Source organism: Bradyrhizobium sp. cf659, assembly GCF_900113725.1.
Classification (GTDB): domain Bacteria; phylum Pseudomonadota; class Alphaproteobacteria; order Rhizobiales; family Xanthobacteraceae; genus Bradyrhizobium.
Map to the genome: position 1 here is coordinate 89,542 of NZ_FOQJ01000006.1, position 15,132 is coordinate 104,673.

At 64.3% G+C, this 15,132-nt stretch carries 9 protein-coding genes; 4 read left to right on the top strand and 5 right to left on the bottom strand.

What is annotated here, in order from left to right:
• Window positions 1-103: 103 nt before the first annotated feature.
• Complete coding sequence (gene bamA / locus BM118_RS24600; RefSeq protein ID WP_092188123.1) at window positions 104-2,617, bottom strand: outer membrane protein assembly factor BamA; 2,514 nt, start codon at window positions 2,615-2,617, stop codon at window positions 104-106.
• Between the two features lie 297 nt (window positions 2,618-2,914).
• Here bamA and BM118_RS24605 point away from each other — a divergent pair, with 297 nt between their 5' ends.
• From BM118_RS24605 to BM118_RS24625, 3 genes are all read left to right on the top strand, one after another.
• Entirely contained in the window at window positions 2,915-3,298 is a 384-nt protein-coding gene (locus BM118_RS24605; protein ID WP_177234684.1) for a hypothetical protein, read from the top strand.
• 589 nt (window positions 3,299-3,887) lie between these two features.
• The gene (locus BM118_RS24610; RefSeq protein WP_244550228.1) at window positions 3,888-5,918 is read left to right on the top strand and encodes a TonB-dependent siderophore receptor; all 2,031 of its coding nucleotides are present in this window, start codon (window positions 3,888-3,890) and stop codon (window positions 5,916-5,918) included.
• A 1,088-nt stretch (window positions 5,919-7,006) separates the two neighbouring features.
• Window positions 7,007-8,167, top strand: a complete 1,161-nt coding sequence (locus tag BM118_RS24625) for an MFS transporter (RefSeq protein WP_092188127.1) — start codon at window positions 7,007-7,009, stop codon at window positions 8,165-8,167.
• A 6-nt stretch (window positions 8,168-8,173) separates the two neighbouring features.
• Here BM118_RS24625 and BM118_RS24630 read toward each other — a convergent pair whose 3' ends face one another.
• Window positions 8,174-9,163: a Bug family tripartite tricarboxylate transporter substrate binding protein gene (locus BM118_RS24630; protein ID WP_092188129.1), complete on the bottom strand. Its 990-nt coding sequence runs from the start codon at window positions 9,161-9,163 to the stop codon at window positions 8,174-8,176.
• A 293-nt stretch (window positions 9,164-9,456) separates the two neighbouring features.
• Between BM118_RS24630 and BM118_RS24635 the strand changes: the two genes are divergently transcribed.
• Entirely contained in the window at window positions 9,457-12,294 is a 2,838-nt protein-coding gene (locus BM118_RS24635; RefSeq protein WP_092188131.1) for an ATP-binding protein, read from the top strand.
• A 45-nt stretch (window positions 12,295-12,339) separates the two neighbouring features.
• On the opposite strand, the gene msrA is transcribed toward BM118_RS24635, so the two are convergent.
• The 3 genes from msrA to BM118_RS24650 form a co-directional block, all read right to left on the bottom strand.
• On the bottom strand, window positions 12,340-12,855 hold the full coding sequence (gene msrA, locus BM118_RS24640) for a peptide-methionine (S)-S-oxide reductase MsrA (protein WP_092188133.1): 516 nt from the start codon (window positions 12,853-12,855) through the stop codon (window positions 12,340-12,342).
• Between the two features lie 181 nt (window positions 12,856-13,036).
• Complete coding sequence (locus tag BM118_RS24645; protein WP_092188135.1) at window positions 13,037-13,459, bottom strand: OsmC family protein; 423 nt, start codon at window positions 13,457-13,459, stop codon at window positions 13,037-13,039.
• 317 nt (window positions 13,460-13,776) lie between these two features.
• Window positions 13,777-15,090 carry an epoxide hydrolase family protein gene (locus tag BM118_RS24650; protein WP_092188137.1) on the bottom strand — a complete coding sequence of 438 codons (1,314 nt, stop codon included), beginning with the start codon at window positions 15,088-15,090 and terminating at the stop codon, window positions 13,777-13,779.
• Between the last annotated feature and the right edge of the window lie 42 nt (window positions 15,091-15,132).

Consider the following 15,132-nt stretch of genomic DNA (forward strand, 5'->3'; position numbering starts at 1 on the left):
CAACTTCAACGTGGTTTCATGTTCCGCTCATCCGGACAGCCGATCACGCATTTTCACAAATGCACGACAAAATGCCGCGACGTCCCGTGCAGGTCTCGCATCGCTAGAACGAAGTGCCGCCGCCGAACCTGAACTCCTGGACGTTGTCGTATTTGCCCTTCGTCAGCGGCACTGCATAGTCGAAGCGCAGCGGCCCGAACGGCGAGGCCCAGATCAGGCCGACGCCGACCGACGAGCGCACCACGTTGCCGTCGTCATATTGCAGCCCGCAGGTCGGGCAGGCCTTGGTGTTGACTTCGCCCGTGGCCGACCATGACGTCGGTCCCTGGTATCCCCAGAGTGAACCGGCGTCGGCGTAGACCGCGCCCTTCAGGCCGACCTCCTTGGGCAGGAACCAGAACGGCATCTGCAACTCCAGGGACGCGCCCCAATATTTCGTGCCGCCGAGCGCATCGCCGCTGGAGCCGTAGTTGAGGTAGGTGATGTCGCGAGGACCGATGCCGTTGGAGGCGAAGCCGCGCACGAGGTTCGGGCCCATCTGGAAATGATCCAGCATGCGCAGATCCTGGTCGCCGATCTTGCTGAGGATACCGCCCTGGAGATGGATCACGCTGACGATCTCGGAGACGAGCGGCGTGTAGTACTTGGTGTCCACTGCGGTCTTCAGATAGGTCACGTCGCCGCCGACGCCGGCGAAATCCTGCCGGAAGTCGATCAGCAATCCGTCGGTCGGGTTCTTGGTGTTGTCGAGCGTGTTGTAGGTCAGCGTGTAGCCAAGCGCCGAGGTCCAGGTCCGACCGTTCGCCAATTCCTTCCGGACCGCCAGGCTCGACTCGCCGTCGCCGTAGCAGCCGTAGCCATAGACGCCCGAATCCGTGGAATTGGTCGGGTCCACGCCGTCGAGCACGTTCTTGATGTAGGCCGGTGTCGGGTTGTACGCCAGCGACGTGTTGGCCGCGTTGTTGTTACAGTTGTTGTAGGCGCTGGCGAGCGTGATGCTCTGCTGATAGAGCGAGTAGCGCAGCTGGAGCGAGAGATCCTCGCGCAGCGCAAAGCCCAGGCGCGGTGAGAATCCCAGCGTCGTCACGCCATAGCTGGTGGAGCTGTTCGACAATTGCTGGCGCCAGGTGACGTCCATTCCCAGCGCAAGGCGGTAATCGAGCAGATAGGGCTCGACGAACGACAGCGATATGCCGCGTGCATACTGGCCATAGGTCACCGACGCCTTGGCGAACAGGCCGCGGCCGAGAAAATTGCGCTCGGCGATTGAGACCTCGGCCAATGCGCCGTCGGTGGTGGAGTAGCCGCCCGAGATCGAGAAGTCGCCGGTCGATTTCTCTTCCATGTCGACGACCAGGATGACGCGGTCGCTGGAGGAGCCCGGCTCGGTCACGATCTTGACGCTCTTGAAGTAGTCGAGGTTCTTCAACCGCCGCTCGGCGCGGTCGACCAGCGCGCGGTTGTAGGCATCGCCCTCGGAGAGGTCGAATTCGCGCCGAATCACGTAGTCGCGCGTGCGGGTGTTGCCGCGCAGGTTGATGCGCTCGATATAGGTGCGCGGGCCTTCGTCGATGTTGAACACGACCGAGACGGTGTGTGCCTCGAAATTGCGGTCGCCGCTCGGCCGCACCACGGCGAACGAATAGCCGCGGCGCGATGCCTCGATCTGCATCTCTTCAGTCGACTTCTCAACCGATTCGACGTTGTAGAGCGAGCCGGCGCCGACGCGCGAATAGACGCGCAGCGAGCCCGCATCGAAATTGGGGATGCTGGAACGGAAGTCCACCGATCCGACGCGATATTGCTGGCCTTCGTCGATCTTGAAGGTGACGAGAAAGCCCTTCTTTTCCGGATCGTATTCGGTGAGCGCGGCCACGACCTGGACGTCGGCGAAGCCGTTCTTGAGATAGAACCGGCGGATCAGGTCGCGATCGGCTTCGACGCGATCGGGATCGTAGATGTCGTTGTTGCCGAGGAAGCTGAGCAGATTGCTCTCATGCGTCTTGATCACGTCGCGCAGGCGCGCAGCCGAGTAGGCGCTGTTGCCGATGAACTCGACCGACTTGACCGCGGTCTTGGTGCCCTCCTCGACCGTGAAGATGAGGTCGACGCGGTTGTTCGGCTGCTCGATGACCTCGGGCGTGACGCGGACGTCGTAGCGGCCGGAGCGGCGGTAGATTTCGGCGATGCGCAGCGTGTCTGACTGCACCAGCGCGCGCGAGAACGTCCCGCGCGGCTTGGACTGGATTTCGGCTGAGAGCTGCTCGTCCTTGATCTTCTTGTTGCCTTCGAAGGCGATGCGGCCGATCACGGCATTTTCCACCACCGATACCACGATGCGGCCGCCGGCCTGGCTGATCTTCACATCCTGAAACAGACCGGTTCCGATCAACGCCTTGAGTCCGTCGTCGATGGCGGGCTGATCGAGGCGCCCGCCGGGGCCGGGCCTGAAGTAGGAGCGGACCGTCTCGGCCTCGACGCGGCGATTGCCTTCGACCACGATCGTCTCCACCGCCTGCGCAGCCGCCGGCTGCGGCAGCAGCGCAAAAGAAAACGAACTCGCAATCGACACGCCACTCATCACCGCCGCGATCAGCCAGGCTCGCAAAACCGACATTCCACACCTCAAGAGCACATGACCTGCTCTGAAACGGGAAAGCTGTGGCCGCGGTGTGGCCCTGAAGTTGCTGGATATTTCCGCGCATTGAATTTGATGAGGCCGATCAGTCGCACCGGCACGCGCCAGCGTGACAACCGTGACGATCGGGAGGCTCAAGCCAAATGGGCTTGATCCGATATGGCGGCTCTCATGGGCGCGCCCGCCAGGGCGGGCGCGCAGCAACATCGCGCAAAAAGTGAATTGTTTACACGCCGCACGGCCGATGCGAGAGGCGTCGACATCAGGAAAAGCCGCATGGAATATTTGCCGATGAATGCGATCGTCATGACCAGACTGACGCTGGTTGCCGTCCTCGCCTCGACCATCCCCGCTCACGCCGCCACCGCCGGCAAGCGCGATCGACAACCGACGACGCAAGACACCGTCTACGAGTACGGTCCGCGCGGCCCCAACCGGTCCTACCAGTCCGGTTCGCATACGCGCATCTATGTCAGCAAGCGGTCCTGGCTCGATGGAGGCACCGAGGTGCTTCCCGGCGAGCGCAAGTTCAGCGACTACGCTTTTCCACCCGGCACTTCGTTCGCCCGCGGGAACAACAACCGGCCGCTCGATCGCCAGCCTCTGAGCCCCGACTCGGATCTCGGCGGATTTGCACAGCGAATCCCGATTTCCTGGTAACTCGCCTTCGGCAACCTCGGCGGTTTCCGCGACGAGCAAGACGACCGGCAATGTCGAGTCGCATGCGGCGATTCTCCGCCGACGCAAGGTCGCGATCGCGCACAAAGCGGAGACGACGCCCGCGTGTGCGCATCTGCCGCATGCGACATGCGAGCGACTCACGTTTTGCAAACGCATCTTGAACCGTTCCAATCTCGCTCGCCGCACGTTCAAGCAATTCTATTTTGCGCGTGTGGAATTCCGACCGCTTCACCAATAGAAGTCCGCATCGTTCGACGCGCGTCAGCATGCAGCTGCGCGCGTTCGAGCGATGTCAGTTCGGCGAAATTGGGGATCATCATCGGTGGGCGTTGCTTTGTGGGAGAGGAAACATCGTTGGTTTGGCACTGCAGCCGCGATCAACGTGACGATGTTTGGTTCGGTCGTCTTCATATCTGTTGAACTCTCGCCTTCCCAGGCGCAGGCCCAGAGCAGCAATTTGCCACCGGTCACCGTCGAAGCGCCGGACGCACCGAAGACGCGCAGCACCGCCGCGTCCGGTCAGCGCCCACGATCTTCGCGTGCGGCCTCGGCGAGTCGGCGCGCCAATGTGGCGGCCGATCAGAACCGGACTCCGCAGCCGGCCGGAGGCACGAATGGTGCGACAACCGGCTATGTCGCGACCAGCAGCGCTGCCGGCACCAAGACCAACACGCCGCTGATCGAGACGCCGCAGTCTCTCTCGGTGGTGACCAGGAAGGAGCTCGAGGATCGCAACGTCCAGACGCTCAAGGACGCCGTCAACTACACGCCCGGCGTCACGACCTCGGCGTTCGGATACGATCCTCGCTTCGACAGCTTCTACATTCGCGGCTTTGACGTGACCTATACGGGCATCTATCGGGATGGCCTGCGGCAGGGCGGCGGCAACTTCGCCATTCCCGAGATCGAGCCCTATGGGCTCGAGAGCGTCTCGATTCTCCGGGGGCCGGCCTCCGGCCTTTATGGCCTCGGCTCTCCGGGCGGCATCGTCGACGTCACGACGAAGCGGCCGCCGATGACGGCGTTCGGTGAAGTCCAATTGCAGGCCGGCAATTACGATCGCTACCAGGGCAGCTTCGACGTCGGCGGACCGGTTCCCGGCAGCGACCAATTGTACTATCGGCTGACGGGCCTGCTGCGCGACGCCAAGACCTGGTTTCCCGGCAATGACGACAACCGCGCCTACATTGCCCCTGCCCTGACCTGGAAGCCGAACCTCGATACGTCGTTCACGATCCTCGGCGAATATCAGACCAGCCGCACCGCTGCGAGCATCGGAAACGCTCGTACAGCTGATGGAAAGCTGACCAACATCTACTCGAACGACCCGGCGTTCAGCGCCATGGACCAGAAACAGTTCCGCGTCGGCTATGCGTTCGAGCACAATGTCGATGACACCTGGACCGTGCGGCAGAATTTCCGGTTCTATCAGGTCAACACGGACGCGAAATACACCCAGATTGATTCGATCGACTACAGCACCAACACCGCCTCGCGTTCCGCGTGGCGAATCCAGGACAATTTCAGAACGGCTACGCTCGACAACCAGGCCGAAGCCAAGTTCATGCTCGGCTCGGTCAAGAATACCGTCCTGTTCGGCACCGACTACAGTCATTCCTACTACGACGACAGGATCGGATACGGACCGGCGCCCGATCTCAATCTTCTGACCATGAACTACGGCACGCAGGCGATCGCCTCGCCGGCATTCTCGATCTTCACCAAACAGTCGATCGACGAGAGGGGGGTCTATGTGCAGGAGCAGGCCAGGCTCGGAGGATTCATTCTGACGCTCAATGGCCGCCAGAGCTGGGTCTCGCAGAGCACGACGACGACTCTCGACGGGACTCCGGTCACCCAGAAGCCTTCGGCCTTCACCGGTCGCGCAGGCCTGAGCTATCTGTTCGACAACGGCGTTGCGCCCTATGTCAGCTACGCCACGTCGTTCAGCCCACAGACCGGCGTGGACGTCACAGGATCCACTTTCAAGCCGACCACCGGCGAGCAGACGGAAGCGGGCATCAAGTATCAGATGCCTCATGTTCCGCTGCTGCTGACCGGCGCGGTCTTCGACATCAAGCAGGACAACGTTCTGCGCACCGATCCCAGCGCCATTGCATTCCAGGCGGCAACAGGGCAGATCGAGTCCAAGGGCCTGGAGCTCGAGGCCAAGCTGGCGCTCAGGCCGGGCTTCGATCTCACCGCCGCCTACACCCACCTCAACGTCGTGATCACGCGCGGCAATTCCGATACGACCGGCAATGAGTTCTCCGGCATCCCCAGGAACTCGTTCGCGGCTTTCGGCAAATATACGTTCCAGTCCGGCACGCCGGTGGAGGGGCTGGGATTGGGCCTGGGCGCGCGCTATATCGGCGCCAGTTTCGGCGACGACCAGAATACGTTCGAGAATGCGGCCGTGACGCTGCTCGACGCCGTGATCGACTACGATCTCGGCAAGCTCGACCGGAGTTTTCGAGGCGCCTACATGCGCGTGAACGCGACGAATCTGTTCGACAAGCAGTATGACACTTGCCAGTCCGGCTATTGTTATGCCGGCCAGCGGCGTCAGGTGATCGACACGTTGAGCTATCGGTGGTAACGGGATTCGAGCGGCATCGTCATTGCGAGCGCAGCGACGCAATCCAGAATTCCTCCGCGGAAAGACTCTGGATTGCTTCGCTGCGCTCGCAATGACGGAGTATGAGGCGTCGACTTCGTCCTCCAAGTACCACTGTCATTCCCCGCCTTGTGCGCACTTGCGCACTGGGGCGGGGAAACCAGTACGCCGCGACCTCTCGGCCGAACCGCAACTGTCTCGGAGTACTGGATCGCCCGGCCAAGCCGGGCGATGACAGCGAGCAGTTGGATGCAGACACGCCTTCGCAGCCTCGCGGCTCAATTCGCCCGAGCTTTGCTTCGTCGCTCCACCCTCTACAGCCAAGAGGGCACAGGGAAGGCCGGGTGCTGACCTGGCACCCGCGGTCTGCCGCGCGAAAGGCACACGCAGAAAACCGCACAGCAGCATACAGGTGTAGCCAATCACTCGGCCTTCCCTGCGCAGTGGTTGGACGGCTTATGCCGTGCTCTCCCGGGAGCCGAGTTCGTTCTGGCCTCCCTCGCCTTCGCGGAATTCACCGGCACCGCGCCGGTTGACGCGACTGCCGCCTCCGCAAGAGCTTGACCGTAGCAACGACGGCCAGGACCACACGGTTTTGCCGTACGCACGGCCCGCCATTTCGCCGCGGTTTTTCCAGCCCTGTCGACCGAGCCGGAAACCTGCTGGCGAGACGAACCTGACAGCGCCGCTCGTCTGGCACGAAGCCTTGGGGCTCACGGAGAGCAATCCGCCCTGCCCTTGGCCTCTCGCGCCCGACGCTGCCGCGTCCACCGCAAGCCCGGCTCGCGAAAATGACGACCACATGATCGCCCCTCAAGGATGAGCCGGGATGGGCGACACATACGACAAATCCGAATTTCGGTAAAGTGGAATCTTTTTATGAAAGGGGATTGACGGGGCGGCGAGACAGGGCCGGTGTTTTGCCCGACGGGCGAGCCCAGGGACCTGCGCCTCCGCTTGCAGCGTTCGGGGACCTGCTGCAACAAATCGTGCACGTCAGGACATAAAGTCGCGACAATCGTCGGGCCTGTCGATCGCGCCCTCCTTGCCCCCTGCTTTCCGGAGTTCTCATGATTTCTGCTGACCGGCCGGCGACACGGCTTGCGACGCGACTTGCCTTCCTCGTCGCGGGCTTCGGCATCGCGTGCTGGGCGCCGCTGGTGCCGTTTGCGAAGGCGCGGCTCGGCGTCGACGACGGCGTTCTCGGCCTGCTGCTGCTCAGCCTCGGCATCGGCTCGGTCGTCGCAATGCTTCTGACCGGAATCATGAGCGCGCGCTATGGCAGCAGGCCGATCATCATCGCCGGCGGGCTCGGTCTCGCCCTGGTCCTGCCTCTGCTGGCCATCGCGAGCTCGCCGGCTGCGCTGGCGCTGGCACTTTTCGGCTTCGGCGCCGCGCTCGGCTCCATCGACGTCGCCATGAACATCCACGCGGTGGAGGTGGAGCGCGCAGCGAGACGTCCGCTGATGTCCGGATTCCATGCCCTGTTCAGCATCGGCGGCTTCGCCGGATCAGCCTTGATGACCGCCCTGCTCTCCTTTGAGCTCGGCGCCCTCGCCTGCACGCTGATCTGCTCCGTCCTGATGCTGATTGCGATGCTGGTCACCTGGCCGCGCCTGCTCCGCTCCGTGCAGGTGCAGGACGGGCCGCTGTTCGTGCTGCCGCACGGCTCCGTGCTTCTGCTCGCGCTGCTCGGCGCCATCACGTTCCTGGTCGAAGGCGCGATGCTCGATTGGGGCGCGCTGCTCGTCATTGGCGCGGGCCTCGTCTCCGAGGCGCAAGGCGGGATCGGCTATATCGTGTTCTCGATCGCGATGACGATGGGGCGGCTCGGCGGCGACGCCGTGGTTGCGCGCATCGGGGATCGCACGACCCTGTTTTGGGGGAGCATCATTGCGGTTGCGGGCTTCGCGGTGCTGCTCACGGCTCCGGTTGCGGCGGTCGCCATGGCCGGCTTCCTGCTCATCGGCCTCGGCGCCTCGAACCTCGTGCCGGTGCTGTTCCGCCGGGCAGCCCGGCAGACGGTGATGCCCACGGGCCTCGCCGTCGCGGCGATCACGACCGCAGGCTACGCCGGCATCCTCGTTGGTCCCGCCGGCGTCGGCTTCGTCGCACGTATCGGCGGATTGCCGACGGCGTTCTGGCTCCTGGCTGTGCTGATGGGCCTCGTCACGCTGTCGGCGCGCATCGTCACGACGGAGCAGCGCGAGGTATCACCAGTCGACGCGTGAGCGGCCCTACAGATTGCCCAGTCCGATCGATTTGATGACAGGCGCGAGGCTTGCCGAGGTCGCATCGACGATGCGCTGAAACTTGTCGGGGCTGGAATCGCTGTCGGGCTCCATGCCCTGGGCGCGGTAGCTTGCCTGAAGCGCCGCGTCAGTCATGGCCAGGCGCGTCGCCTGTGCGATCCGATCGATGATCGCATCGTCGGTGAGCCTGGGTGCGAACAGACCGAACCATCCCTCATATCTGAGATCCGGCATGCCGGATTCGACGGCGGTCGGAATATCAGGCGCGCCGCTCAGCCGCTTTTCGGTCGTGACCGCAAGCAGCCGGATCTTGCCGGCCTGGCTCAGCTGCAGCAGCTGGACCGACATGACGGCAATGACGAGCGAGATCTGGCCGCTGACGAGGTCGTTGCTGGCCTGCGCGATGCCCCGATAGGGAACGTGGACGATGTCCAGTGCTCCCGCCTGCTGCTTGAACGTTTCCCCGACGAGATGATTGCCGGTGGCGATCCCGGGCGTCCCGTAGGACAGCTTGCCCGGATTGGCCTTCGCATAGGCGATCAGCTCGCGCAGATTTGCGGCCGGCACCGACGGATGGATGGCGAAAACCAGCGCACTGTTGATCAGGCGGTAGATTGCGCGGAAGTCGCCGACGGAATAACCGGGATTTGACGAGGTCAGGGGAATGATGACCTGGGTGCTGCCGTTGCCGAGCAGCAGTGAATAGCCGTCGGGCTCCTCGCGCGCGACCGCCGCGGTCCCGATCGCGCCACCGGCGCCGCCGATGTACTCCACGAACGTCGGCCCGAGCAGCGCTGACATCTTGTCGACCCAGGGACGTCCGATCTGGTCGCCCGATCCGCCGGCTCCATACGGAATCACCAGTCGAATGGGGCGAGACGGATAATCCGCGGTCCGCGCGCTGCGTGGTAGCGCCGCCAGCGTCGCTGCGCCGGATAGCGCATGGACAACTCGTCGCCGCGAGAAGGAAGGCATGTCCGAATTCCGGAAGTCGGTAGTCACTGTCGAGGCGGGACCGGCTCCCGAACCGACCAATCGCAGCAATCCGCCGCCGCCGTCAATGCTCCGTCCGGACAAGCCCCGCCGCCATCGCCATGGCATGGCGACCTAACCCCTTCCGTTCAAAGTCTTATTCGGCAAGGCGAAGCCCACCCACGCGATCTGCGCGGGTCTGCCAGCCATGCTGCTTTCGGCCAGTTTACTGTACGCTTCGTTCTGGTAGACCAGAAAGGAATACCTTTTGACTCCCGTCGAGGGGGCAATGGCGCGTGCCAGAGCATAACGAAGACTCGGCTATTTCATTTGGGCCATTTCGGCTGTTTCCAAAGTCCCGACTCTTGGAGAAGGAGGGCTCGCCGCTTCATGTCGGCGGCCGCGCGCTCGATATTCTCATCTTCCTTGCCGAACGCCCCGGTGAAGTCGTCGACAAGAGAGAGCTGGTCAAGCGCATCTGGGCCGACGTCAATGTCGACGAAGGCAGCCTGCGCTTCCATGTCGCAGCGCTGCGCAAGGTGCTCGGCGACACCGGCAAGTCCGCCCGTTATGTCGTCAATGTGCCCGGCCGCGGCTATTGCTTCGTCGCCTCGCTCGCGCAAGCGGCCCCTCCGGTCGCGCCTGCCGCCCCCGACATCGTCCCTCCTCGCTCCCTGCCCGTTCAGCTCGCGAAGATGATCGGACGAGAGGAGGTCATCGAGAAGATCTCGAACGGACTGTCACTCTATCGCTTCATGACCGTGGTCGGCCCGGGCGGAATCGGCAAGACCGCGGTCGCCGTCACCGTCGGGCATCGGCGTTCCCAGGATTTCGGCGGCCGCGTCTTCTTTGTCGACTTCGGCCCGCTGCGGGATGCCAGCCACATTGCAACCACCATCGCCTCCGCGCTCGGGCTGACCATCAACGCGGAAGATCCGACGCCGGCCCTGCTGACATTTCTCAACACCGGCCCGGCCCTGCTGATCTTCGACAGCTGCGAACACGTGCTGGATGATCTGGCCCCGCTGGTCGAGCGCATCGTTCGCGAAGCGCCGCAGCTTCGTGTTCTCGCCACCAGCCGCGAGTCGTTCCGGAGCGAAGGCGAGCGGATCTTCCGGCTGTTCCCGCTGGATTGCCCGCCGGAACGGGAAGACCTTGGTGTCGCCGAGGTCCTCACCTACCCCGCGGCCCAGCTCTTCGTCGAGCGTATTGCCCAGAGCTCGGGTCCGTTCCAGCTCAGCGCAGAAGAGGCGCCGCTCGTCGCGAGCATCTGCCGGCGCCTCGACGGCATTGCGCTGGCGATCGAGCTCGCGGCGGGCCGCGTCAATGCCTATGGCATCGCAGGCACGGCTTCCCTGCTCGACAGCCGCTTTTCGCTGCAATGGCGCGGACGGCGCACGGCCGTGCCGCGGCACCAGACGCTCGCCGCGGCCCTCGACTGGAGCTACGACCTGCTGCCCGCGGCCGAGAGCGCCACCTTGCGGCGACTGTCGGTGTTCGCCGGGCCCTTCGCGCCGGAGGCGGCTGCCACGGTCGCGGCCGGCGATGGCCTCAGCGCATCGGAAACGCTGGAGGCGATCGACAGCCTGGTCACCAAATCGCTGATCTCGCCGTCCGGCTCGCGCACGCTGCGCTATCGCCTGCTCGACACCACGCGCACCTACGCCCATGGAAAGCTCAACGGGCTCGGTGAAACCAGGCAGTTCGCGCGCCGCCACGCCGAGCATTTTCGCGATTTCTTCGAGCGCGCCGAGGCCGACACGTCGACGCCGCTGCCCGAATGGCTGCACGTCTACGGCGCGGAGCTGGACAATGTGCGGGCGGCGCTGAACTGGGCCTTCGGGCCCGACGGCGATCCGGCGCTGGGAATCGCGCTGACGGCGGCCGCGGTCACGTTGTGGGTGCGCCTTTCGTTGTTCGCCGAATGCCGCGAGCGCACGAGAACGGCGCTCGCCGCGCTCGGAGACGGCGGCGACGACCGCATCCGCATGCAGCTGCTGTCGGCGCTCGGCTGGTCGCTGATGTATGGCGAGGGCCGTGCGCGCGAGGCGCGCCCGATCCTCGAGACGACTCTCGAGCTGGCCGACAGGCTCGACGACAAGGATTTCCGCCTGCGCGCGCTCTGGGGCCTGTGCATCGACCAGTTCAACAACGGACAGTTCGGCAAGGCCCGTGCACTCGCCGATCGTTTTGCGAACGCGGCGGCGCACTCTCCCGACAAGTCCGATCTCATGCTGGGCGACCGGCTGATGGCCGTCGCGCTGCACTATCTCGGGGACCAGAACGACGCGCGGCTGCATATCGACCGGGTGAACGCATCGCTGCATGTGCTGGCGGAGAAGCCGAAGATCTTCCCGCTCGATCTCAGGATATCGACGCAATATTTCCGGGCCCGCATTCTCTGGCTGCAAGGCCTCGCCGACCAGGCGCAGGCGCTGGCCGCACGAAACATCGAGGAAGGCCTCGCCAACGGCCACGCGCTGACCTTCTGCAGCGTGCTGGGTCAGGCGGCCTGCCCGATCGCCTTCTGGGCCGGCGATTTCGACGCCGCGGAACGCCACGGCACGGAGCTGCTCGAACACGCCGAGCGGCATGCGATCCGGCTGTGGGGCCTGTGGGCCCGCGCCTTCAACGCGGCGGTCGTTGCCAAGCGCGGCGACGTCGCAACCGGTCTGCCGCTGCTGCGCGAGGAGCTCAACCGCGCCGGCGATGCGCGCTTCCTGCCGCGCTTTCTTCCTCTGCTTGGTGAACTTGCCGCCTGTTTTGGCGAGGCCGACCAGGCCGATCGCGGCCTGGAGATGATCGAGGACATCCTGGCGCGTTGCAACGACCGCCAGGAGCGCTGGTATCTGCCGGAGCTGATCCGCATCAAGGCCGAATTGATGCTCAAGCAGACGAAGGGCCTGCCCGCCGCCGAAGCGGCTTTTCGCGAAGCCATGGACATCGCAACGCAGCAGGGCGCACGATCGTGGGAGCTGAGATGCGCCATCAGCCTTGCGCGGTTCAGACTGGGACAAGGCCGCGATGCAGAGGCGCTGGAGGTTCTGGAAACCGTTTGCCGGCCGCTGACCGAGGGATCCCGCACCGCCGACATGCGCGAGGCCCAAGGTCTGATCGCACAGCTCCGGAGCTGAGGCGGCGCTGCTCGGCCTGTCCCCGGCCATACGCGACGATGCGGTCTAGCCTCCCACGGCTGCCGCGCGCCGCGGCAGCTTCCAGCCGGGCCGGATGAAGTGACAGGTGTAGCCGTCCGGATAGCGTTCGAGATAATCTTGGTGCTCCGGCTCGGCCTCCCAGAAATCGCCGGCAGGCGTGACTTCGGTCACCACTTTGCCGGGCCACAGATGCGAGGCCTCGACGTCGGCGATCGTGTCTTCCGCGATCCGCTTCTGCTCGTCGCTCGTCGTGAAGATCGCGGAGCGATAGCTCGTGCCCCGGTCATTGCCCTGACGGTTGAGCGTGGTGGGATCGTGGATCTGGAAGAAGAACTCCAGCATCGTCCGGTAGCTCGTTTTCGCCGGGTCGAAGATGATCTCGATCGCCTCGGCGTGGCCCTCGTGATTGCGATAGGTCGCGTTCTTGACCTCTCCGCCGGTGTAGCCGACGCGAGTCGAAATCACCCCGGGCTGCTTGCGGATCAGATCCTGCATGCCCCAGAAGCAGCCTCCCGCCAGAATTGCGCGCTCTGTCGTCATATGTCCGCTCCCAATTGATCGCTCCGCTCGCCCGCACCAGCCATTCGATACGCTCTATATCACATGGCGCGAGCCGGGCATTGTCGCAAATCTCCATCCGGCTCCTCTCGGGGCTACCGAAGCCTGCACAGCTTCAGTTTTCCCGATCAGGGCCGGATGGGCCACTTGTTTGGCAACGCGGTCAGATCAGCTTGGCGTCGAGCGTGATCGCGGCGTTGAGCACCTTCGACACCGGGCAGTTCTTCTCGGCCTCGCCGGCGATCTTGGCGAAACCTGCGTCGTCAAGGTTCGGCACCTTGGCGCGCAACGTGAGCGCCGACTTGCTGATCTTGAAGCCCTTGCCCTCGGGCTCGAGCGTAACCGCGGCTTCGGTCGAGAGCTCGTCCGGCGTGAAACCAGCGAGCTGAAGGCCGAAGGCCAGCGCCATGGTGAAGCAGCCGGCATGGGCCGCCGCGATCAATTCCTCGGGATTGGTGCCCTTCTCGTTCTCGAAGCGCGTCTTGAACGAATAGGGCGTCCCGGCGAGCACGCCGGATTCGCTCGACAGCTGACCTGTGCCATCGCGACCAGTACCCTTCCAGACTGCTGTTGCCTTGCGGATCATCTCGATTCTCCTTGTTTGATTTCAGCACCGGCGCTCGGTACCGGAGGAAAACGACATTGGCACGACCGCCTGTCGCCATTCCAACCGGCCGAACGCCGCGCCGGTTCCGTCAATTGCCGAGCTGTCCGACATAGAAGCCCAGCCTCCGGGTCGGTCTCGATCTCGGTGATGATGTCGTTGAGCAGCCGGGTCTCCTTGGAGCCGAGTCGAGCCGGATCTGCCCAGTGGTGAAGGTACGTTCGGGGCGGTTCATTGCCAGCACTCCTGATATGTGTGTTCGAGGACGGGGACGCGCGGCAGGCGCGTCCCTGCTCGGCTCAGATCGACTGGCGCAGCGGGCGGAAGGCGGTTCGCATTTCCGCGGAGAACAGCGCGGGCTGCTCCCAGGCCGCGAAGTGGCCGCCCTTGTCGAGCCGGTTGTAGTGCATCAGCTTCGGGTAAGCCCTTTCAGCCCAGCTGCGCGGAGCGGCATAGATCTCGTCCGGAAACACGCTGACGGCGACCGGGATCTTGATGTGCTTGGGCTCGAAGAACACCAGCTTGTTCTCCCAGTAGAGCCGCGCCGAGGAGACCGCTGTGTTGGTGAGCCAGTACAGCGTGATGTTGTCGATCACATCGTCGCGCGACAGCCCCTCCGCCTTGCCGTCGAACACGCGCGCGATCATCGCGGCGCTGCGCGCATCGTGATCGAGCATCCAGGAGGCAAGGCCCGCCGGCGAATCCACGAGGCCATAGAGCGTCTGCGGCCGGTTCGACATCTCGATCGCGTAGCCGAGACCGTGCTTGTAGAAGTCGTCGAGCTGGTCGTAGGCAATGCGCTCGTCGGCCGAGAGATTGGCCGGCGGCGACCCGCCGGGCTGAAGTGCCTTGGCGATGTCATCGGGGACGGTTGCGGGCATGTTGGTGTGGATGCCGAGCAATTCCGGCGGCGCGATCAGCGCCATCTGCTCCGTGACGGCATTGCCCCAATCGCCGCCTTGCGCGACGTAGCGGTTGTAGCCGAGCCGCTTCATCAGCACGATCCAGGCCCGCGCAATGCGCTGGGGATCCCAGCCGAGCGTCGTCGGCTTGCCGGAGAAGCCGTGGCCAGGCAGCGAAGGGATCACGAGATCGAACGCGTCGGCGGCCTTCGCACCATGCGCGGTCGGATCGGTGAGCGGGCCGACGATCTTCATCTGCTCGATGACCGAGCCGGGCCAGCCATGCGTGACGATCATCGGCAGCGCATTCTCGTTCCGGGAGCGGACGTGAATGAAGTGAATGTCGACGCCGTCGATCTCGGTGACGAATTGCGGCAGCGCGTTCAGGCGCGCTTCCATCCTGCGCCAGTCATAATCATTCTGCCAATAGCGCACGAGCTGCTGGACCGTGGTCAGCTGCACGCCCTGCGACTGGTCGGCGACGATCTCGCGATCGGGCCAGCGCGTTGCAGCTAAGCGCCGGCGCAGGTCGAGCAGATCCTCCTCGGGCACGTTGACGTGGAAGGAGCGGATCGCGCCGCTCGCCGCCGCCTTTGCGGGACGTAGCGGCAACAGGCTCGCAACGCTGGCGGCAACGGCGGTCATTGCGGCCTGGCCGAGCAATTGACGGCGATCGGGGTTGAGGATGTCGGCGCGTGCTTGCGTGGTCATGTTGGATCTCCCTTGCTTTGGTCGGTATCGTTGACCGAATTC